The organism is Kitasatospora sp. NPDC085464 (assembly GCF_044541955.1).
Classification (GTDB): domain Bacteria; phylum Actinomycetota; class Actinomycetes; order Streptomycetales; family Streptomycetaceae; genus Kitasatospora.
In genome coordinates, this window is record NZ_JBITTM010000001.1 from 179532 (window position 1) to 199700 (window position 20169).

At 73.9% G+C, this 20169-nt stretch carries 19 protein-coding genes; 6 read left to right on the top strand and 13 right to left on the bottom strand.

All coding sequences use genetic code 11. From position 1 onward, the window contains the following. Position 1: 1 nt before the first annotated feature. The 4 genes from ACIGG8_RS00805 to ACIGG8_RS00820 all read right to left on the bottom strand — a co-directional run bounded on the left by ACIGG8_RS00805 (position 2) and on the right by ACIGG8_RS00820 (position 3400). Positions 2–1114, bottom strand: coding sequence for a PDZ domain-containing protein (locus tag ACIGG8_RS00805; RefSeq protein ID WP_350523026.1), 1113 nt, complete (start codon positions 1112–1114; stop codon positions 2–4). Positions 1115–1156: 42 nt separating this feature from the next. After that, positions 1157–1330, bottom strand: a complete 174-nt coding sequence (locus ACIGG8_RS00810; RefSeq protein ID WP_396544479.1) for a hypothetical protein — start codon at positions 1328–1330, stop codon at positions 1157–1159. Between the two features lie 355 nt (positions 1331–1685). Beyond that, positions 1686–2126, bottom strand: coding sequence for a molybdenum cofactor biosynthesis protein MoaE (locus ACIGG8_RS00815; RefSeq protein WP_350523028.1), 441 nt, complete (start codon positions 2124–2126; stop codon positions 1686–1688). A 125-nt stretch (positions 2127–2251) separates the two neighbouring features. Then, complete coding sequence (locus ACIGG8_RS00820) at positions 2252–3400, bottom strand: NAD-dependent epimerase/dehydratase family protein (RefSeq protein WP_396544482.1); 1149 nt, start codon at positions 3398–3400, stop codon at positions 2252–2254. A 197-nt stretch (positions 3401–3597) separates the two neighbouring features. Between ACIGG8_RS00820 and ACIGG8_RS00825 the strand changes: the two genes are divergently transcribed. Together ACIGG8_RS00825 and ACIGG8_RS00830 are read left to right on the top strand one after the other, a co-directional pair. Next, entirely contained in the window at positions 3598–5112 is a 1515-nt protein-coding gene (locus ACIGG8_RS00825) for a zinc-dependent metalloprotease (RefSeq protein WP_396544484.1), read from the top strand. Then, the gene (locus ACIGG8_RS00830; RefSeq protein WP_396544486.1) at positions 5109–5699 is read left to right on the top strand and encodes an NUDIX hydrolase; all 591 of its coding nucleotides are present in this window, start codon (positions 5109–5111) and stop codon (positions 5697–5699) included. The genes ACIGG8_RS00825 and ACIGG8_RS00830 overlap by 4 nt, the downstream gene beginning before the upstream one ends. Positions 5700–5852: 153 nt before the next feature. Here the strand turns inward: ACIGG8_RS00830 and ACIGG8_RS00835 are convergent, their stop codons facing one another. Continuing rightward, entirely contained in the window at positions 5853–6482 is a 630-nt protein-coding gene (locus tag ACIGG8_RS00835; RefSeq protein WP_396544488.1) for a M48 family metallopeptidase, read from the bottom strand. Positions 6483–6842: 360 nt separating this feature from the next. Here ACIGG8_RS00835 and ACIGG8_RS00840 point away from each other — a divergent pair, with 360 nt between their 5' ends. Next, the gene (locus ACIGG8_RS00840) at positions 6843–7931 is read left to right on the top strand and encodes a TOMM precursor leader peptide-binding protein (RefSeq protein ID WP_396544490.1); all 1089 of its coding nucleotides are present in this window, start codon (positions 6843–6845) and stop codon (positions 7929–7931) included. Between the two features lie 114 nt (positions 7932–8045). Here ACIGG8_RS00840 and ACIGG8_RS00845 read toward each other — a convergent pair whose 3' ends face one another. Continuing rightward, the gene (locus ACIGG8_RS00845; protein WP_396544492.1) at positions 8046–9593 is read right to left on the bottom strand and encodes an MFS transporter; all 1548 of its coding nucleotides are present in this window, start codon (positions 9591–9593) and stop codon (positions 8046–8048) included. Positions 9594–9748: 155 nt separating this feature from the next. Between ACIGG8_RS00845 and ACIGG8_RS00850 the strand changes: the two genes are divergently transcribed. After that, a complete protein-coding gene (locus tag ACIGG8_RS00850) occupies positions 9749–10471 on the top strand; it encodes a TetR/AcrR family transcriptional regulator C-terminal domain-containing protein (RefSeq protein WP_396544494.1) in 723 nt (240 codons plus the stop codon). 160 nt (positions 10472–10631) lie between these two features. Continuing rightward, positions 10632–12026, top strand: a complete 1395-nt coding sequence (locus ACIGG8_RS00855; protein WP_396544496.1) for an ABC1 kinase family protein — start codon at positions 10632–10634, stop codon at positions 12024–12026. A 127-nt stretch (positions 12027–12153) separates the two neighbouring features. Here ACIGG8_RS00855 and ACIGG8_RS00860 read toward each other — a convergent pair whose 3' ends face one another. The 4 genes from ACIGG8_RS00860 to ACIGG8_RS00875 all read right to left on the bottom strand — a co-directional run bounded on the left by ACIGG8_RS00860 (position 12154) and on the right by ACIGG8_RS00875 (position 16072). Continuing rightward, entirely contained in the window at positions 12154–12552 is a 399-nt protein-coding gene (locus tag ACIGG8_RS00860) for a hypothetical protein (protein ID WP_396544498.1), read from the bottom strand. Then, entirely contained in the window at positions 12549–12917 is a 369-nt protein-coding gene (locus ACIGG8_RS00865) for a WhiB family transcriptional regulator (protein ID WP_396544500.1), read from the bottom strand. The genes ACIGG8_RS00860 and ACIGG8_RS00865 overlap by 4 nt, the downstream gene beginning before the upstream one ends. Before the next feature lie 169 nt (positions 12918–13086). After that, positions 13087–13545 (bottom strand): hypothetical protein, encoded by a 459-nt coding sequence (locus ACIGG8_RS00870; RefSeq protein ID WP_350522101.1) that lies wholly within the window; start codon positions 13543–13545, stop codon positions 13087–13089. A 259-nt stretch (positions 13546–13804) separates the two neighbouring features. Next, positions 13805–16072 carry an ATP-dependent DNA helicase UvrD2 gene (locus tag ACIGG8_RS00875; protein ID WP_396544503.1) on the bottom strand — a complete coding sequence of 756 codons (2268 nt, stop codon included), beginning with the start codon at positions 16070–16072 and terminating at the stop codon, positions 13805–13807. A gap of 164 nt (positions 16073–16236) precedes the next feature. On the opposite strand from ACIGG8_RS00875, the gene ACIGG8_RS00880 reads away from it, so the two are divergent. After that, positions 16237–16494, top strand: coding sequence for a mycoredoxin (locus tag ACIGG8_RS00880; RefSeq protein ID WP_350522102.1), 258 nt, complete (start codon positions 16237–16239; stop codon positions 16492–16494). 28 nt (positions 16495–16522) lie between these two features. On the opposite strand, the gene ACIGG8_RS00885 is transcribed toward ACIGG8_RS00880, so the two are convergent. From ACIGG8_RS00885 to ACIGG8_RS00895, 3 genes are all read right to left on the bottom strand, one after another. Beyond that, entirely contained in the window at positions 16523–17362 is an 840-nt protein-coding gene (locus tag ACIGG8_RS00885; protein WP_350522103.1) for a GntR family transcriptional regulator, read from the bottom strand. 240 nt (positions 17363–17602) lie between these two features. Further along, positions 17603–18514: an NAD(+) diphosphatase gene (gene nudC / locus ACIGG8_RS00890; RefSeq protein ID WP_350522248.1), complete on the bottom strand. Its 912-nt coding sequence runs from the start codon at positions 18512–18514 to the stop codon at positions 17603–17605. A gap of 99 nt (positions 18515–18613) precedes the next feature. Continuing rightward, the gene (locus ACIGG8_RS00895) at positions 18614–20017 is read right to left on the bottom strand and encodes a dipeptidase (protein ID WP_396544506.1); all 1404 of its coding nucleotides are present in this window, start codon (positions 20015–20017) and stop codon (positions 18614–18616) included. Positions 20018–20169 lie beyond the last annotated feature (152 nt).

The following is a 20169-nucleotide window of genomic DNA, read 5'->3' on the forward strand; positions in this document are numbered from 1 at the left end:
CCTACTTGGCGCAGGACGGCAGCGCGGAGGTCTGCCCGGAGCGGATCTGCTCCAGCGACTTCAGCGCGCCGTCCAGCGTGTCCGTCTTGATCAGGGTCAGCCCGGACGGGATGTTCTTGGTGGCCTCGGCACAGTTCGAGGACGGGGTGAAGAAGTACTCGGCCCCGGCGTCCCTGGCGGCGATCAGCTTCATCGATATCCCGCCGATCGGGCCGACCTTGCCGTCGTCGTCGATGGTGCCGGTGCCCGCGACGAACCGGCCGCCGGTGAGGTCGCCGCTCGGGGTCAGCTTGTCGATGATGCCGAGCGAGAACATCAGGCCGGCGCTCGGGCCGCCGACGTCCTGCAGGCCGATGTCGATCCGGAACGGGTAGGTGTGCCGGATCCCGGTGCCGATGCCGACGGCGGCGAGCTCGGCCCGCTCGGGCGCGGCCTTCGGGTCGAGGTCCTTGACCCGGACGGTCGGGACGGCGACGTCCGTCCTGGCGGCGGGGTCGGCGGCGGCGTTTCCGGCGGCGTCCTTGACCCGCGGCACGACCGTGAAGACCACCGACTCGCCCGGCTTGTGCTTGGTGACCGCCGCGACCACCTGGTCGACCGTGGTGACCGGGGCGCCGTCGACGGCGACGATCGAGTCACCCGCGTGCAGCTTGCCCTCGGCCGGCGCTCCGGCGGTGACCGACTTGACGATCAGCTCGCTGCCGACCGGGACGCCCAGCTGCTTGAGCGCCGCGGTGCGGGCGCTGTCCTCGGAGGAGGCGAACTCCTCGGCGTTCTGCTTCTTCGCGTCCGCGTCCGACTGCCCCTTCGGGTAGACGTTGTCGTGCGGAACCATCAGCACGTCGTCGCGCAGCCAGCCGACCACCGCGTTGACCAGGCTGGGCTCGTACTTGGCCCCGGTGACCTGGACGGTCGTCATGTTGAGGTGCCCGGTGGTCGGGTAGGAGTCGTGCCCGGCGATGCTGATCACCGGCTTGCCGCCCTGGTTGCCGAGCGTGTTGTACGTCGGCCCCGGGCTCATCTCCGTGTACGGCACCTTCATCAGCACCGAGACGCAGAGCAGTGCTATGAGCAGCAGGGTGGCAGCGAGCATCGTCGCGGAGCGGCGTGGCATGCCTCGACAGTACGGGACGCGGGTGACGCGGCGCCCGGCGGGCTACCGACCGGAGCGCTCGCCGGGGGCGGCGGCCCCCGCCGTGGTGCGTTCCATGGCGGCCATGAAGCGCCGGTGTTCGGCGAGCGAGGCCGGATCCCCCGTGGCCCGCGGGGCCCGCTGGGCCCAGCCCGCCCAGAGGGCGGCGGCCACGACGGCGACTACCGGAATGATCAACCAGGCGAGCGCACCCATATCAGTACTCCCAGCTCGTCGTGTCTATGAGCAGATTAACCACTCCGGCGGACAACGCGGCCGGCGCCGTCCGGGTTACGGGACGGCCGATCGGCTCACTTCCAGGGAGTATTCGGGGCGCCGCCGCGAACCCGTTCGAGTGAGGCCCCGGCGCGCCTGCCCCGACAGACGCGCGGGACGTGCGAGTGGTTCCGCGCGCTGGTCAGGGCACGCGGGGGCGGTTCCGCGCACCGGCCGGGGCATGCGCGGGCGCTTCCGCGGCGCGGGCAGGCGGCCGGTGCGGCTTCGCGGCGCGAGCGGCCGGTGCGGTTCAGTTCCGCGGCGCGGGCGGGCGGCGTCAGCAGCTGCCGGCGCCGACCCACTCCTCCTCGCCGTCGGCGAAGACCTGGTGCTTCCAGATCGGCACCTCGTGCTTGAGGTCGTCGATCAGCCGGCGGGCGGCCGCGAAGGCCTCGCCGCGGTGGGCGCAGGAGACGGCGACGATCACGGCCTTGTCCGTGATCTCCAGCCGGCCGATCCGGTGGACCGCGGCGAGCGCCCGGACCGGGAAGTCGGCGACGACCTTCTCGGCGATCCGCCGCATCTCCTGCTCGGCGGTGGGGTGGCAGCTGTACTCCAGCGCGGCGACCGACTTGCCGCCGTCGTGGTCACGGACCGTTCCGACGAAGACGGTGGTGCCGCCGGCCGCGTCGTCGCCGACCGCCTCGTACACCTCGTCCAGCGAGAGCGGGGTGTCGCGGATGGCGAGCAGGCGGATGGGGTCGTGGTTCTCGGACATGACCCCATGATTCCCCATCCGGGGCGGTCGGAGGCAAGGGCCTTCCGCATCACGATGTGGAAATTTCGCATCGTGAGAAACGACGGCGCCGCCACGGATCCGTCCCGGGACGTCCCGGGACGTCCTCAGAAGCGGCGCCGCTTGCGGGCCCGGCGCACCAGCGCCGCCGTACCGACCAGTGCCACCGTCGCCCCGGCCGCCCCCAGGCTGGTCGCGGCCTCCTTCCCGCCCAGCCGCCGCCCGGCCACCGCGTGCTTGCCGGACACCTGGGCCAGCAGCTCGGCCAGCACCTGCTCGTTGGTGTGCACCGGGCGCCAGCCCGCCTCGTGCAGCCGGCTGCCGGACACCACCCACGGGTACATCGTGTAGGCGAGGTCCCCGGCCGGCGCCGGGGTCAGGCCCAGCCGGTGCAGCCGCGCCGCCGTCCCGAGCGCCAGCGCCGCCGGCAGCTCCATCCGCCGGATCCCCGACAGCCGCTCCACGTCCTCCTGCTCCAGCCAGCCGTCGCAGCCGACCGTCACCTCGCCCTCGACCAGGCCGAGCGCCGCGTACTCCAGCGCCGCCGCCAGGTCGTCCACGTGGCAGAACTGCCAGCACGGGCGGGAGCCGGCCACCACCAGCAGGCGGGGCGCCTCGAAGTGCCGGGTCAGCACGGTGTCCACACCCGGGCCCACCACCACGGCCGGACGCAGCACCGTCACCTGCAGCCCGGGGTGGGCGCGCGGTGCGCGACGGGCCAGCCGCTCGATCTCCAGCAGGTCCCCGACCAGCGAGGCCTCCTCGGTCGCCCGCAGCTCGGAGTCCTCGGCCAGCGGCACCTCGTTGTCGGCCAGCGCGCCGTAGACCATCGCCGAGGTGCACAGCACCACCCGGTGCACCCCGGCGGCCGCGGCCGCGGTCAGCACCGTCTGGGCGCCGCGCACGTTGTAGGCGCTGCGGGCCCTCGGGTCCGACTCCATACCGAAGTCCATCGCCAGGTGCACCACCACGTCGACCCCGGCCAGCCGCTCGGCCACCGCCGGGTCCCGGACGTCCAGCACCCGCCAGTGCACGCCCGGCACCTCGCCGCGCCGGTCGTCGACGGCCAGGACCTTCTTCACGTGCGGGGAGGCCACCAGTCGCGCCGCGACCTGCTCCCCCAGCACGCCCGCGGCGCCGGTCACCGCCACGGTCAGCGGCCGTCCGCCGTAGGCTGGAGGCGGTGACGCCGTGGTGTCCGACGCGTCCTCTCCTCCGGTCAGCCCAGAGCGAACGTCCGAAGGCGGGGAACTCACCGGCCATCCTCCACGGTTAGCTTATGTGCGTACGGACGTGTGTCACGTACGTCCATCCTGCCCGAGGCGAAGGCCCGGCGGTGCACCCGGCGCGGGCCTGCCGCGCGGGAGCCGCCCCCGAGTCCCCACTCCACCGCCGCCCCGGGCGCAGACTTTTCCGCCACACCCGCATGACGGCCGACCGGATCGAGGACCCCGTGAGCGACCTTCCCTTCGGATTCGGCGTTCCGCCCGAGGAGCCCGAGGACGGCAAGGCCAAGCCCGACGACGCGCAGAAGAAGAAGGACCAGGAGCAGTCCGCCTCCGGCCCGCAGCCCTTCGGCTTCGGGGGTGCCAACCCCTTCGGCGCGATGTTCGGCATGCCCGGTGCCCCCGGCGGCGGCGGTGCCGACAACCCCTTCGCCGCGATGTTCGGCGGCATGAACCCCGGTGACCTCGGCGCCGCCTTCCAGCAGCTCGGGCAGATGCTCTCGTTCGAGGGCGGCCCGGTGAACTGGGACCTCGCCACCAACATCGCCCGCCAGAGCGTCGTCGCCGAGCCCGCCGAGGGCAAGAGCAAGGACCGCTCGGTCAGCGACGCGGAGCGCTCCGCCGTCGCCGAGGCCGTCCGGCTGGCCGACCTGTGGCTGGACGGCTCCACCGAGTTCCCCTCCGGCGCCGGCACCGCCGTCGCCTGGAGCCGCGCCGAGTGGATCGAGGCCACCCTCCCGGTCTGGAAGGACCTGGTCGACCCGGTCGCCGAGCGCGTCGGCAACGCCATGGGCGGCATCCTGCCCGAGGAGATGCAGGCCATGGCCGGCCCGCTGATGGGCATGATGCGCTCCATGGGCGGCGCCATGTTCGGCACCCAGATCGGCCAGGCGCTCGGCGCGCTCGCCGGCGAGGTGGTCGGCTCCGCCGACGTCGGCCTGCCGCTCGCCCCGGCCGGCAAGGCCGCGCTGCTGCCGCAGAACGTCGCCGAGTTCGGCGAGGGCCTGAACGTGCCCGCCGACGAGGTCCGGCTCTACCTCGCCCTGCGCGAGGCCGCCCACCAGCGGCTCTTCGCCCACGTGCCGTGGCTGCGCGCCCACCTGCTGGGCGCCGTCGAGGCCTACGCGCGCGGCATCAAGGTCGACACCTCCCGCATGGAGGAGCTCGTCGGCCAGCTCGACCCGAGCAACCCCGAGGCGCTCCAGGACGCCCTGGCCGGCGGCCTGCTCCAGCCCGAGGACACCCCCGAGCAGAAGGCCGCCCTCGCCCGCCTGGAGACCGCGCTCGCGCTGGTCGAGGGCTGGGTCGACGCCGTCGTGCACGCCGCCGCCGAACCGCACCTGCCGCAGGCCGGCGCGCTGCGCGAGACCGTCCGCCGCCGCCGCGCGGCCGGCGGACCCGCCGAGCAGACCTTCGCCACCCTGGTCGGCCTGGAACTGCGCCCGCGCCGCCTGCGCGACGCCTCCCGGCTGTGGGCGCTGCTCGCCGACGCCCGGGGCATCGAGGGCCGCGACGCGCTCTGGGAGCACCCGGACATGCTGCCCACCGCCGCCGACCTCGACGACCCGGACGCCTTCGTGCACCGGGGCACCGCGGACGGCCTGGAGGGCGGCATCGACTTCGACGCGCTCGACAAGCTGCTCGGCGAGGCCGCGGCCGGCAAGCCCGACCTCACCAAGCGCGACGACGAGCCGAAGGCCGACGGCACCGACACCGACGGGAAGGGCGAGCCCACCGCATGACCACGGACACCGGGACGTCCGCGTCCACCCTGCACGCGGACGCCGTCCGCACGCTGTCCGCCTGGCGCCCCGCCGAGGAGGACCAGGAACGGCTGCGGCTCGACTACCTGGAGCACCTGGCGGAGCAGCCCGAGGGCCTGTACCGCTCCTGCCTGCCGGCGCACATCACCGCCAGCGCGGCGGTCGTCGACCCGGCGGCCGGCCGGGTGCTGCTCACCCTGCACCCCAAGGTCGGCATGTGGCTGCAGATGGGCGGGCACTGCGAGCCCGGGGACGGCGACCTCGCCTCGGCCGCGCTGCGCGAGGCCGTCGAGGAGTCCGGCATCCCCGACCTGGTCCTGCTGGAGGTGGACGGCGCCCCCGTCCCGGCCAAGCTGGACCGGCACCTGGTGCGCTGCGCCGGCAAGGACCGGCCGGAGAACACCCACCTCGACGTCCAGTACATCGCGGTGGCCCCGGCCGGCGCGCAGGCGCTGATCAGCGAGGAGTCGCTGGACCTGCGCTGGTTCGACTACGACCGGCTGCCGGAGCTCACCGACCACTCGGTGCGCGACCTGGTGGCCCGGGCGCGGCGGCTGACCGGCTGAGGTGAGACAGACGAAGGGGGCGCGGGCCGCAACGGCCCGCGCCCCCTTCGCGTCGTCCTCCAGTCGGGCCCGCCGCACTCCGGCCGTCCGGCGTCCCGGGCCCTCCTCGATCACGCCCCCGGCCGCGGCCTCGACCGCGCTCCCGGCAGTGCCTCAGCCGCAGGAGGCGGTCGGGTCCGGCCCCGGACCGGCGTGCCGGGCACCGGGGATGTGCGGCAGACGGGCCGCCGAGACCACGCCCTCCAGGTAGCCGCGGGCCCGCTCGGTGCGGGGGTAGGCCTCCAGCAGGGCCCAGAACGCCGGACCGTGGTCCGGCACCAGCAGGTGCGCCAGCTCGTGCAGCAGCACGTAGTCCAGGACGTACTCCGGCATGCCCTGGAGGCGGTGGGAGAGGCGGATGGTGCCCTCGCTCGGGGTGCAGGAGCCCCAGCGCGAGTTCTGATTGGTGACCCAGCGGACCTGGGTGGGATGGGCGCGGTCGCCCAGGTAGGCGGCCGACAGGTCGCGGGCCCGGGTCATCAGGGCCTCGTCCCCGGGGATCCGCCGGGACTCCTGGGCGGCGAGCTTCTCCAGCATCTGCGCGACCCAGCGCTGCTCCTCGGCGTGCGACATCCGGGCCGGGATCAGCACGACGGTGCGGTCACCCTCGCGGTAGGCGGAGACCGTACGGCTGCGGCGGGCGCTGCGCCGCACCTCGACCCGGCTGCGGTCGTGCGCCTCCGGGGAGAGCGCCCCGACGGGCGGGTGCTGCGACGACGGCCTCGACTGCTGCTCCGGGTGCATCTGGTCCGGGCGCCCGCGCGTGTTCGGCGCCGCGACCTGTGACCCGGACGCTGCACGGGCACGCCGACGCGACGCCGGTGGATGGGAGTCCCGCTCGGCTGCCATGGCACACGACGTTACCCGGTACCACGGACAGAAGTCCGCTGCCATGGCCGGAATCTTTCATGGAGTGATCGGGAACGAAAAGTCGACGGCGGGTGTCCGGAAACCGACGCCGGGGAGGATGCGCAGTTATCCACAGGGCGTGCGAACCGATGTTCCGATCATGGGTACGGACCTGTGGACAACCCTCGGCACGCCGTCGGCGCGATGGGGCATGCTGCGGTCGCCAGTCCGGAAACGATCGGAAGGGAGATCGCCGTGCGCCTCGCGCTTAAGCCCGCCCTGTCCCGCAGCTGGCGGGACTCCGAGACCCTGCAGTTCGGCACCGTCACCCGCCACGCGGGGGTGCTCGGCAACGCCGACCCGACCCTGTGCGCCTTCCTCGGGCTGCTCGACGGCACCCGCGACCGGCCCGAGCTCCTGGCGGCCGGCGAGCGGATCGGCCTCGGCCGCGAGCCGGCCGACACCCTGCTGACCGAGCTGGAGGAGACCGGGCTGCTGGACGACTCCGAGGCCGCCGACCGGGCCCTGACCCGTTTCCCCCAGCCGCACCGCGAGCTGCTCGGGCCCGACCTCGCCTCGCTCTCCCTGGTCCACTCCGGCCCGGGCGCCGCTCCGGCGGTCCTGACCCGACGGGCCGACGCCCGGATCGAGGTGCGCGGCGCGGGCCGGGTCGGCGCCGCCGTGGCGGCGGTGCTCGCCGCCGGCGGAACGGGCACGGTCACCGTCACGGACGGCGGCCGGGTCGAGCCGGGCGACTGCTCCCCGGCCGGGCTGCCGCCCGCGGACGTCGGGCGGCTGCGCGCGACGGCGGCCCGGGAGGCGGTGCTGCGCGCCGCGGGCCGTCCGGCCGCTCCGGCGCCGCGCCGCAGGCCGGGGGACGGGCCGCCGGACTTCGTGGTCCTCGCGCCCCGGGACGGCAGCGCCGCCTTCGCGGGCGGGACGTACGAGGCCCGGCTGCTGCTCCGGGCCGGGGTGCCGCACCTGTACGTGGGGGTGGTCGAGGAGTTCGGCGTCGTCGGACCGCTGGTGGTCCCCGGGAGGTCGGCCTGCGGGCACTGCCTGGTGCTGCGGAGGGAGGACGAGGACGCGGCCTGGCCGCGGGTCCTGGCCCAGCTGGCCCACGAGGGCCCGGGGCGGGCCCGCACCCCGGCCTGCGACACGGCCCTGGCGACGGCGGTCGCCGGACTGGCGGCGCTGCACGCGCAGGTGTACCTGGACGGCGGTCGGCCACCGAGCGTGGACGGGTGGTGCGAGGTGTCGGCGGGCGACGGGATGGCCCGGCGACTGCGGCTGCGGGGGCATCCGGACTGCGGGTGCCTGTGGCAGCCGCTGCCGCCGGGGTGAACGCCGACCCCGCCGACACCGGGGAACGCCGGGGAGCATCACGGAACGCCGGGGAACGCCGGAGGCCGGCACCCCGCAGGGTGCCGGCCTTCCCGGTCCGCTCGCCGCCCGGCGTCAGGCGGCGCTCACGACCTCCTCCGCGCTCTCCGCGGCCCCCGCCGCCTTCCGGTCCCGCATCACCAGCGTGGCCACCAGCGCCGCCGCCAGCACACCGATCGCGCTCACGGTGAAGGTGGTCGTCATCGCCCCGGTGAACGCCTCCCGGGCGGTCCGGACGAGCCCGGAGTCCCCGCCGGCGATCGCCAGCGCCCCGGCGATGGAGTGCTTCGCCTGCTCCGGCGTCCCGGCCGGCATCCGGTCCGCGAAGCCGCTCGACAGCAGCGAGCCCAGGATCGCGATGCCGAGCGCGGTGCCCGCCTGCTGGATGGTGTCGTTCAGCGCCGAGCCGACGCCAGCCTGCTCCGGCGGGATCGTCCCCATCAGCGCGCCCACCGCGGCCGGCATCGCCAGGCCCGCACCGAGGCCGAGCAGACCGAGCGCGACGGCCGGGACGGCGAAGCCGGTGTCGGCCGAGACGGTGGTCAGCAGCGCGAACGAGGAGGCCATCACGAGCATCCCGCCGAGGATCAGCAGCCGGTTGCCGATCTTCGCCGCAGCCTTGGCGCCGACCCCGTTGCCGAGCAGCGCCGCGACGGCCAGCGGCAGGAACGCCAGGCCCGCCTTGACCGGCGAGTACCCGAGCACGAACTGCAGGTACTGGGTGAGCACCAGCAGCAGCCCGCCGTTGCCGATCTGGACCAGGGTCAGCGAGAGCGAACCGCCGCTGAAGTCGCGGGCCCTGAAGAGCACCAGCGGCACCATCGGCGCGGCGGTGACGTTCTCCCACACCACGAACCCGACGAGCGAGACCACCGCGACGGCCAGGGTGACCAGCTCACGGCCGGCGAACGCGCCGTGCTGCGGGATCTCGATGATCCACCAGACCAGGGCGGTCATGCCGACGGCCGACAGCACCGCGCCGAGCGGGTCGGGCTTCTGCCACGGCCCCTTGGACTCCGGCATCAGCAGCAGGCCGGCCAGGACCGCGAGCGCCACCACCGGGACGTTGATGAAGAAGATCGAGTGCCACGAGAAGTGGTCGATCAGCACGCCGCCGAGCACCGGGCTGCCGACCAGCCCCAGCATGGCCACCGAGCTCCAGGCGGCCATCGCCTTGTTGCGCTCCTCCGCGTCGAAGACGGTGATGAGGATCGACAGCGTCGAGGGCATGATCAGTGCTCCGCCGACGCCCATCGCGACCCGGGCCGCGATGACCTCGCCGGGGTTGGTGCAGACGGTCGCCGCGAGCGATGCGGCCCCGAAGAGCAGCAATCCGATGATCATGACCTTCCGGCGCCCGAAGCGGTCCCCGAGGCTGCCGGCGGTCAGCAGCAGGCCGGCGAAGACCAGGACGTAGGAGTCGAGGATCCACTGGGTGTCCTGGGCGCTCGCACCCAGGTCCGCGGTCATCGAGGGCACCGCGACGGTCAGCGCCATGCTGTCGACCACCAGCACCAGCGAGCTCAGGCAGAGCACGATCAGGATCCACCAGCGGTGCGGATTGCGGCCCCCGGTGGAGCGCCCCGCGGTGTCGACCGCCCCGGTCACGTCGTCGGCTGACATCGGTCATCCCTCCCCATCTGCGCACACCGTTCCCCCGGCGCGCACTGCGTTCCATCGATGCGAACACTGTACGCACAGCGGAACAGTGTGCGCAACCCTTGACTCCTGTACGCTCAATGCGAACGGTGTACGCAGCGCGTAGGAGGAGGAGCCGTATGGCCGCCCGAACGAACCCGATCCCGTCCGTCTGGGCCCGTCGGCAGCCCGAGCCCGACCAGCCCGCCCTCAGCCGGGCCGCGATCGTCCGCGAGGCGATCGCGATGCTGGACGCCGACGGCATCGACGCCCTGAGCATGCGCAAGCTCGCCGCCCGCCTGAACGCGGGCGCCACCTCCCTCTACCGGCACGTGGCCACCAAGGACGAGCTGATGGAGCTCGCCGTGGACGAGGTCTTCGGCGAGATGGCCCTGCCGGCCGCCGGGAGCCCCGACTGGCGGGCCGCCGCCGCCGAGGCCGCCGAGGGCTTCCGGGCGACGGCCCTGCGCCACCCCTGGCTCTCCTCCGTCCTGGGCCAGGCGGGCCTCGCCTACCTCGGGCCCAACCTGCTCGCCTTCTCCGAGCGGCTGGGCGCCCTCTTCACCGCCGCCGGCTTCCCCGAGCCGGCCCGGGCGATCGAGACGCTCCTCGCCTTCGTGATCGGCATGAGCACCACCGAGGCCGCCTGGCTCACCACCGTGGCGCGCTCCGGCGAGACCGAGGCCGAGTTCATCGCCCGGCTGATGCCCGCCGCCCTGGAGGCCACCGCCGACTACGCCCACCTCTCCGGCGCCTACACGGCCGCCGCCGCGATCCCCGACCCGGTCGAGATCCGCAACAGCAAGTTCTGCTACGGCCTGGAGGTCGTCCTGGACGGTCTCGCCCTGCGTCTGCCCCGCTGACCCGGCCGACCGGGACCAAGCCGCCCAACTTCCCCGCAAAGGGTCGGAACTCCCCGCCCCGCCCCGCGGAATTCCGACGGGCCCGGCGCGGGGAACGGGCACAATGGCGTAGTGATGGTCGGCCGTCCGGTGTCGGGGGGCCAGGGGATTGGAGGCCCGGGTGAGCGATCTTCCGCGCAAGGCAGTGACCCGCACGGCACGGCTCGCCGCCCTGCCGCTGGGGATAGCCGGACGCGCCACGCTCGGCCTGGGCAGGCGCATCGGCGGCCGCTCCGCCGAGGTGGTCACCGCCGAGCTCCAACAGGCCACGGCCGACCAGCTGTTCAAGGTCCTCGGCGAGCTCAAGGGCGGGGCGATGAAGTTCGGGCAGGTGCTGTCCGTCTTCGAGGCCGCGCTGCCCGAGGAGGTCGCCGGTCCGTACCGGGCCGCGCTCACCAAGCTGCAGGACGCCGCTCCCCCGATGCCCGCCGCCAAGGTGCACACCGCGCTCGCCCAGCGGCTCGGGGACGACTGGCGCGAGCTCTTCCGGGAGTTCGACGACCGGCCCGCGGCCGCGGCCTCGATCGGCCAGGTGCACCGGGCGGTCTGGCACGACGGACGCCGGGTCGCGGTCAAGGTGCAGTACCCCGGCGCGGGCGACGCGCTGCTCGCGGACCTGTCGCAGCTGAGCCGGGTGGCCTGGCTGCTGGGCCCGCTGATCCCCGGGCTGGACATCAAGCCGCTGATCGCCGAGCTGCGCGAGCGCGTCTCGGAGGAGCTGGACTACGAGCTGGAGTCGCAGGCCCAGCGCCTGCACGCCGAGGAGTTCGCGGGCGACCCGGACATCGTGGTGCCCGGCGTGGTGGCGCAGGCCGACCAGGTGCTGGTCACCGAGTGGATGGACGGCACGCCGCTGGCCGAGGTGATCGCGCGCGGCACCCAGGGGGAGCGCGACCGCGCCGGGCAGCTGCTGGCCCGGTTCCTGTTCGCCGGGCCGTTCAGGACCGGCCTGCTGCACGCGGACCCGCACCCGGGCAACTTCCGGCTGCTGAAGGACGACGGCCCGGTGTCCGGCTGGCGGCTGGGCGTGCTGGACTTCGGCACGGTGGACCGGCTGCCCGGCGGGCTCCCCGCGCCGATCGGGGCCTCGCTGCGGATGGCGCTGGACGGGAACGCGGCGGGCGTGCTGAAGATGCTGCGCGAGGAGGGCTTCGTGAAGCCCTCGATCCGGCTCGACCCGGACGCGGTGCTGGACTACCTGCTCCCGATCATCGAGCCGGCCGCGGTGGAGAACTTCCACTTCACCCGCGCCTGGATGCGTGCGCAGGCGGCCCGGATCGCCGATCCGCGCTCGCCCGCCTACAACCTGGGCAAGCAGCTCAACCTGCCGCCCGCCTACCTGCTGATCCACCGGGTGACGCTGAGCACCATCGGCGTGCTCTGCCAGCTGGGCGCCAAGGCGCCGTTCCGCGCGGAGATGCTGGAGTGGCTCCCCGAGTTCGGTGACCGGCCGCGGCCGCCGCAGCAGTCGAAGGCCCGCAAGGGCACCGCGCCGGTCCACGTCACGAAGGACTGACACCGCCGGGGCCGGCGGAGGGCGTCCGCCCCGACCGCCGCCCCCACGGCCGCAGGCCGCTCCCCACCTGGGGAGCGGCCTGCGGCACGACGGGGGTCAAGCGGAGGGCCGGAGCGGCCCACGGGTCCTACATCAGCGCCACGGCGAGCGCCTTGCGGGCCCGCAGCGAGGCCCGCTCGGCCCGCTGCCTGAGCTTGCGGGCCCGGATGACCCGGCTGACGAGCCGTTGGTTCTCGGCCTCGTGGAGCCTGTCTTGCATATGGGCCCGGGCCAGGGATTCGTGGAGGAGTTGCATTTCGAGGATCCTGTTCTGGGTCTGACGTTCGGTGGCCTGCTCGGCGCGGGCGGTCGGATCGACGGCGGCGGGGGTCATGTCGTGGTCCTGCTCGTGGTGCGTGCTCGGGAACGGGCTACGGGCTGCGGCGTCGGCCTTGGCGGCGGCGATCCGCACGGAACGGCGGAGGGCGCTGTCCAGCGGGGGCTGCTCTCCCCGGCGGACGACCCTGGCCTGGTCGGCGGGGTTCACGCCATGACCTCGGTCTTGCGCGGGCGGCCACGCGGCCGCTTGCGGGCCACGACGACACCCTGGACGAACAGCTCGCCGCCCCAGACGCCCCACGGCTCGCGCCGCTCCATGGCGCCGGCCAGGCAGGCGTCCTTCACCGGGCAGGTGCCGCAGAGGGACTTCGCGTACTCGACGTCGGCGGGCGTCTCGGCGAAGAAGACCTCGGGGTCGAAGGCGCGGCACGGGATGGGGAGACCGAGCGCCTCGGCCTGCTCGATGGAGCTGATCTGCATGGAAGGAACCTCCGGGGGGTCGGCCTGGTCGGCCTTGGTGATCTGGCTTGTCGGCGGTACGGACGGGGTGGGCGGCGTGATGACCGTGGACACTGTGGGCGTCTTCCTCGTCTTCTCAGTGGTTCCGGCCCAGTGGACTGGTGGTGCTGGGCCGGAGGCCCCGGAGGGCCTGGGTTGGTCTTGCGTACCGGACAAAACAGAAGGGCCGCGGATCCCGGTGTGACGGGTTCCGCGGCCCTGGAGGTGCCGACCTGAGGCTGACTCAGGTTCGTTCTCTCCAGGGTTCAGGGCCGCGGAAGGCCCGCATCCGGGCGGCCTTGGCGCCGTTGAAGGCGGCCATGGCCTGGTTAATCAGCTGCTCGTTCTGCTTCTGGGGGTTTCCGGCACCGATGACCTGCGCATAGCCGCCATGCGTGGCGGCGGCTACAGCTGCCTTCGGTGCCTGGGTCGGTCGCTCATCGCGCAGGGAGCGCGACGTGCCGAACGACGCCCAGCCACGGGACAGACCGGTCTCGACAACGGTGCCTTCGATGCTCCTGCTGCCCGTGAAGCACAGATCAGTGTGTCCGAGACCACTGACAACGGGGGCGACGGAGACACCGGTGGTGTCGAGACCCAGACCGGTTCCACCGAGCTCGGCGAGCGCCCGCAGACGGGCGGCACGCAGGGAGGCAGCGACAACGGTCTGGCCAGTCATTTTGGTGATCATGATGTTTCCCACTGTCTTCGCCTCCTCTCGGCGTCTCGCGGAGCCAGGTTCCCCCGGCTCCGAATGTTCGGATGTCTGTCTCGGTACAGCTCTGGGTGCAAGGGAATCGGCACAGGTGTGACCCCGTGCGATCGCGTCCCCTTGACCGCCCCGGCAGGCTATTGCGCTCCCGGTACACCGCGCAAACTATTTTTCGCGGCGAGTTCCACGGCGCGCTCCGCAGCCGGATTCGAAGTCCCCGAGCAGTCCCCTGGACCGCGCCCGTGCCGGCTCACGCCGGATCGACCGAACCGTCGTCCTCGACGCCGTCCGGATCCTCCTCGGGCTCCTCCCCCGCACACAACGAGAGCACGGCAGCCCCGTACTTGTCCAGCTTCATGGCACCGACCCCGGAGATCGAGGCCAGTTCGCCGCGGCCGGCGGGCACGTCCTCGGCGATCGCCATCAGCGTCGCGTCGGTGAACACGACGTACGCCGGGGCGCCCTGCTTCCTGGCCTGCCCCGCACGCCACTCGCGCAGCCGCTCGTAGAGCCCCTCGTCCATCGTGGACGGGCAGCTCTCGCAGCGGCGCAGCTTGCGCTCGACGGCCTCGGTGAGCACCTTGTCGCAGACCCGGCACTTGACCGGGCCGCGGACCCGCCGGGCGGCGGAGCGCTCGCCGGGCTCGACGCCCCCGCGACCGCCGCGCGCGCCGGTCCGCGCGCCGGGTGCGGAGGAGCCGGGGCGCAGCCCGTCGAGGAAGCGGCTCGGCTTGCGGCTCGCGCGCCCGCCCGGGGAGCGGGAGAGGGCCCAGGAGAGGGTGAGGTGCTTGCGGGCGCGGGTGACGCCGACGTAGAGCAGGCGGCGCTCCTCCTCGACCTGCTCGTCGGTCTTGGCGTAGATGATCGGCAGCGTGCCCTCGGTGAGGCCGACGAGGAAGACGGCGTCCCACTCCAGGCCCTTGGCGGCGTGCAGGGAGGCGAGGGTGACGCCCTCGACGGCGGGCGCGTGCTGGGCGGCGGCGCGGGCGTCGAGCTCGGCGACGTAGGCGGCGAGGTCGGTGCCCTGGCCCGCGGCGGTACGGGTGCGCTCGAACTCCTCGGCGAGCCGGACGAGGGCGGCGAGCGACTCCCAGCGGTCGCGGACGGCCCCGGAGCCGGCCGGAGGCTCGGGGGTGAAGCCGCGGGTGGCGAGGACGGCGCGGACCTGGCCGGCGAGGTCGGGGGCGCCGTCGGTGAGCGGGTCGGAGGCGGCCCGGGCGGCGCCGCGCAGCAGGACGCCGGCGTCGCGGACCTCGGGGCGCTCGAAGAACCGTTCGGCGCCCTTGAGCTGGTAGGGGACGCCGAGGTCGGCGAGGGCCTGCTCGTAGACCTCGGACTGGCCGTTGGTGCGGAAGAGGACGGCGATCTCGCTGGCGCGCACGCCGGCCGCGAGGAGGTCCTTGATCCGGCGCGCGGTGGTCTCGGCCTCGGTGGGTTCGTCCTCGTACTCGGTGTAGACGGGTTCGGGGCCGGCCTCGCGCTGGGAGACGAGTTCGAGGCGGTGCCGGGCGGCCTCGCCGCGGGCCTGGGCGAGCAGTCCGTTGGCGAGGTGGACCACCTGGGGGGTGGAGCGGTAGTCCCGGACGAGCTTGACGACGGTGGCCTCGGGGTGGCGGCCGCGGAAGTTCAGCAGGTAGTCGGGGGTGGCGCCGGTGAAGGAGTAGATGGTCTGGCTGGCGTCGCCGACGACGCAGAGGCTGGCGCCGCCGCCGGGGCCGGTCCACTGGTCGAGCAGGCGCTGCTGGAGCGGGGAGACGTCCTGGTACTCGTCGACGGTGAAGTGCCGGTACTGGGAGCGGACCTGGTCGGCGATGTCCGGGCGGTCCTCCAGGATGGCGGCGGTGAGCAGCAGGACGTCCTCGAAGTCGATGTTGCCGCGGCGGCTCTTGGTCTCCTCGTAGACGCGGTAGACCTGGGCGGTCTCGGCCGGGTCGCGGGGGGCCTCGCGGCCGGACTTGGCGACGGCGGCGGGGTAGTCGTCGGGGCCGGTCTGGGTGACCTTGGCCCACTCGATCTCGGCGGTGAGGTCGCGCAGTTCGGTGCGCTGGACGCGCAGGCCGCAGCGGCCGGCGGCCTCGGCGACGAGCTGCACCTTGCGCTCCAGCAGCTGGGGCACGGGGCCGCCGACGGCGCGCGGCCAGAAGTACTGGAGCTGGCGCAGGGCGGCGGCGTGGAAGGTGCGGGCCTGGACGCCGTCGGCCCCGAGCTGGCGCAGCCGCCCGCGCATCTCCCCGGCCGCGCGGGCGGTGAAGGTGACGGCGAGGACCTGCTGCGGGTGGTAGACGCCGCTGCGCACGCCGTAGGCGATGCGGTGGGTGATGGCGCGGGTCTTGCCCGTGCCGGCGCCGGCGAGGACGCAGACGGGACCGTGCAGGGCGGTGGCGACGGCGCGCTGCTCCGGGTCGAGCCCGGCGAGCACCGCGTCGGGGCCCGTGGCGGCGCCGGGGTCGGCCCAGGGGGAGCCGTGGGAGGCGTCGTACGGGCTGCCGCTCAAGAGGTCTTCCTGCATGCGTTCCATCTTCTCAGCCCGGTGGGACAACGGGGGCGGGGTTGTCCACAGGCCGGGTGTGATCGCAGGATGATCGCTCCGCAGTGCGGTCGATGGCGGGCCGGAATGCCCGCCGCCCGGCGGACGTTCCCTCCGGAGACCGTACGCACCTCTCTTTCGAAGGAGCCCCCTCGATGTCCGGCACCGTGACGATGTACAGCACGACCTGGTGTGGTTACTGCAACCGACTCAAGAGCCAGCTGGACCGTGAAGGCATCGGCTACACCGAGATCAACATCGAGGAGGACCCGGCGTCGGCGTCCTTCGTCGAGTCCGTGAACAACGGCAACCAGACGGTGCCGACGGTGCTGGTGAAGCCGGTGGGCGGCGGCGAGCAGGTCGTCATGACCAACCCGAGCCTGCTGCAGGTCAAGAAGGCCCTGGCGGCCTGATCCGGCCCGGTCGCCCGGTCGGCGCGCGTCACGTCGCGTCGGCCCGGGCGGGGTCGACGGGCGCGGCGGGCGCGGGCAGGGTGGTGCGCGCGCCGAGGTCGCCGATGCCGTAGACGAGCCGGCTGCGGTCGGCGGAGTAGCGGGTCTCGATGACCCGCACCGGCCCGCGCCGGTCGTAGGTGACGCGGGTCTGCACCATGAGCGGCACGCCCGGGCCGCCCTGGAACCACTGGGCCTCCTCGGGGCCGGGCATCCGGGCGACGAGGTGGTCGACGGCGCCGATCTCGGTGCGCCCGAGGGCGGCGAGCACGGCCTCGTCCCCGCCCTCGACCGGGTCGGGTTCCATCAGCGGGGTACCGGCGGCGAGGCCGGCCCGGTAGTGGCTCTCCTCGATGGAGTACGGCTCGCGGTCGAGCAGCCGCAGCTGGCGGCGGACCACGATGGCCTCGCCGGGGCGCAGCCCCAGCCGTTCGGCGATGTCGACCCGGGCCCGGACGATCATCATCTCGAAGTCGGTGCCGAGTTCGCGTCCGGCCTCGGCGGCCTCGCCGAGGTAGACGGCGGAGGGCGCGGCCAGGCAGTCGCGCGGCGCGGGGGCCAGCGTCGGTCCGTAGGCGCGGTGGTCCAGGACCGGGTGTTCGCGCAGGTAGGTGCCCTTGCCCTGGAGCCGGACCAGACGGCCCTCGTTGACCAGGACGTCGACGGCGAGGCGGACGGTGTTGCGGGCGACGCCGTACTGGCGCTCCAGTTCGCTCTCGACCGGCAGGGCGGCGTCGGCGGTGAACTCGCCCTCGGCGATCCGACGGCGGAGGTCGGCGGCGAGGCGCTGGTATTTGGGCGATTGGGCGGTGCCCCGGGGGATTGTCACCCGAGTGAATGTAGCGAGCGCGGTGACACGGTTTCAGCCGTTTCCGGCAATGTCGTCCGTGCGGGTCGGCGTCGGGGCCGTCGAGCCGCGTTCCGGTAGCAGAACTGGCCCGTCCGGATACGAACAGCAGGTGGTGAGGAATTCGAGAAGGGATTGGAAAGGAAAAAGGGGGCGCATGGCAATGGCCGCACGCCCCCTTTCTGCGGGGGCCTCCGCCCGGCGGAAGCCCCCGTTGCGGAATTACCAGCGCGCCGCCGAGGGCAGCGGCTCGCCGTACCAGAGCTCCACCAGGTGCCGCGCGATCGAGATGCCGGACGGCGGCAGGATCTCGCCCGCCTCCATCCCGGCCCGCAGCTCCTCGCGGGAGAACCAGCGCGCCTCGGCCAGCTCCTCGCCGTCCACGGTGATCTCGGTGCCGCCCGGCAGCGCCTTGCCCGCGAAGCCGAGCATCAGGCTGGACGGGAACGGCCAGGGCTGGCTGGCGACGTAGCGCACCTCGCCGACCCGTACGCCCGCCTCCTCGTGCACCTCGCGGGCCACCGCCTGCTCGATGGACTCGCCCGGCTCGACGAAACCGGCCAGCGTCGACCACCGGCCCTCCGGCCACAGCGCCTGCCGGCCGAGCAGGCAGCGGTCCTGCTCGTCGGTGATCACCATGATCACCGCCGGGTCGGTGCGCGGGTAGTGCTCGGCCGCGCAGGAGGTGCAGCGCCGCACGTGCCCGGCGCCGGCCTTCTCGGTCGGGTGGCCGCAGCGCGAGCAGAAGCTGTGCAGCCGGTGCCAGTGCTCCAGCGCGACGGCGTGCACCAGCAGCCCGGCGTCGCGGTCGGACAACATCGCGCCGACCTCGCGCAGCCCGGCCGGGCGGGCGTCGCCGTCCAGGCGCCCGGGCAGGCTCTCACCGGCCAGCGCGAAGTACGACACGCCGTCCTGGTCGGTCCCGAGGAAGTACCGGTCACCGGTCTGCGGCGCCTCGAAGGAGGGCAGCAGGACCAGTTCGGTCCCCTTCGCGGTGTCGACCACGAACGCCTCGCCGCCGGCGATCGGCAGCACCCGGGTGTTCGGGTGGCTCCAGGCCGCGGCCAGCCAGGGCTCGTCGAACCGGTGCTCGGCCGCCCGGTCCACCCCGGCCCGGGCCAGTGCCAGGTGCATCGGGCGCTCGGTCTCAGGCACGGTGCTCACGTCGTTCCATCCCCACGTGGTGAATCATCCGGATGAGTGATCTGACTGCCTCGGTGTGCGGCCGCCCGGTCACGAGCCGGGCCGGAAGTTCTCGGCCAGGTCGCCCCACAGGTACGCGGCGGTCTCCACGCCCTTGGCCAGCAGGTCGAGCTCGACCTTCTCGTTGACGGAGTGCCAGCCGTCCGAGGGCACCGAGATGCCGAGGAACAGCACCGGGGCGCCGAGCACGTCCTGCAGGTCCGCGGCCGGGCCGGAGCCGCCCTCGCGGGTGAAGAGGATCTTCTGCCCGAACGCCCGCCCCATCGCCCGGACGGTGGACTGCAGCGCCGGGTGGTCCAGCGGGGTCAGGCAGGGCCGCGTCGCGCCCGGGAAGACCAGCTCGTACCGCACGCCCGCGGGCACCTGCTCGGCCACCCACGCCCGCACCGCCTCGCGGACCTTCTCCACCTCCTGCCCGGCGACCAGCCGGAAGGACAGCTTGAGGTGCGCCGACGCCGGGACGATGGTCTTGCCGCCGGGGCCGGTGTAGCCGCCCCAGATGCCGTTGACCTCGGCGGTCGGGCGGGCCCAGATCCGCTCCAGGGTGGAGTAGCCGGCCTCGCCGCGGGTGCCGTGCGACTTGGCGACCTCCAGCCACCCCTCCTCGTCGAAGGGCAGCTCGGCGAACAGCTCGCGCTCGCGCTCCGTCAGCTCGATCACGCCGTCGTAGAAGCCCGGGACCGCCACCCGGCGGTCGGCGTCGTGCAGGGCGGCGGCCAGCTCGGCCGCGACCTGGGCCGGGTTGGGGACGGCGCCGCCGAAGGAACCGGAGTGGATGTCGGTGTCCGGCCCGTACAGGTCGATCTGGGCGTCGGCGAGGCCGCGCATGCCGGTGCAGACGGTCGGCGTGGACGCGGACCACATGCCGGTGTCGGAGATGACGACCACGTCGGCGGCCAGCCGGTCGGCCTCGCGGCGGACCAGGTCGGCGAAGTTCGGCGAGCCGGACTCCTCCTCGCCCTCGATCAGCAGCTTGAGGTTGACGGCCGGCGCCGAGCGGCCGGTCGCGTCCAGGTGGGCGCGCACGCCCAGGGTGTGGAAGAACACCTGGCCCTTGTCGTCGGCGGCGCCGCGCGCGTACAGCCGGCCGCCGACCACGGTCGGGGTGAACGGCTCGGTGTCCCAGCCGTCCTCCTTGGCCGCGGGCTGCACGTCGTGGTGCCCGTAGACCAGGACGGTCGGCGCGGACGGGTCCCCGGAGGGCCACTCGGCGAACACCGCCGGCAGGCCGTCGGTCTCCCACACCTCGGCGACCGGGAAGCCGGTGTCACGCAGCTTGGCGGCCAGCCACTCGGCCGAGCGCCGCACGTCCTCGGCGCGGTCCGGCTCGGCGGAGACCGACGGGATGGCCAGCCACTCGGAGAGGTCGGCGAGGAAGGAGGCCTGGTGCCGGTCGATGTAGGAGCGGACGGCGCTGTCCGGGGTTCTCGTCATACCGACGACTGTAGTTCGCCCGTGCGGGTGTCCGCCCCGGCCGTCCGGGTGCCGGCCGCTCCCGGGGCTGTAACCTCCGTCACCCCCGAACGTCCGTCACCCCCGCCGCGGCACGGGCGCGCGACGGAGGTGGCGGTGGCGGGGCCGCGGGG

What these genes read in the sequence shown, in the direction of transcription:
- ACIGG8_RS00805 (WP_350523026.1), bottom strand. Translation starts at nt 1,114, where the DNA reads ATGCCACGCCGCTCCGCGACGATGCTCGCTGCCACCCTGCTGCTCATA.
- ACIGG8_RS00815 (WP_350523028.1), bottom strand. Translation starts at nt 2,126, where the DNA reads ATGTCCGAGAACCACGACCCCATCCGCCTGCTCGCCATCCGCGACACC.
- ACIGG8_RS00830 (WP_396544486.1), top strand. Translation starts at nt 5,109, where the DNA reads ATGACCACGGACACCGGGACGTCCGCGTCCACCCTGCACGCGGACGCC.
- ACIGG8_RS00835 (WP_396544488.1), bottom strand. Translation starts at nt 6,482, where the DNA reads ATGCACCCGGAGCAGCAGTCGAGGCCGTCGTCGCAGCACCCGCCCGTC.
- ACIGG8_RS00845 (WP_396544492.1), bottom strand. Translation starts at nt 9,593, where the DNA reads ATGTCAGCCGACGACGTGACCGGGGCGGTCGACACCGCGGGGCGCTCC.
- ACIGG8_RS00850 (WP_396544494.1), top strand. Translation starts at nt 9,749, where the DNA reads ATGGCCGCCCGAACGAACCCGATCCCGTCCGTCTGGGCCCGTCGGCAG.
- ACIGG8_RS00875 (WP_396544503.1), bottom strand. Translation starts at nt 16,072, where the DNA reads ATGGAACGCATGCAGGAAGACCTCTTGAGCGGCAGCCCGTACGACGCC.
- ACIGG8_RS00880 (WP_350522102.1), top strand. Translation starts at nt 16,237, where the DNA reads ATGTCCGGCACCGTGACGATGTACAGCACGACCTGGTGTGGTTACTGC.
- nudC (WP_350522248.1), bottom strand. Translation starts at nt 18,514, where the DNA reads ATGCACCTGGCACTGGCCCGGGCCGGGGTGGACCGGGCGGCCGAGCAC.
- ACIGG8_RS00895 (WP_396544506.1), bottom strand. Translation starts at nt 20,017, where the DNA reads ATGACGAGAACCCCGGACAGCGCCGTCCGCTCCTACATCGACCGGCAC.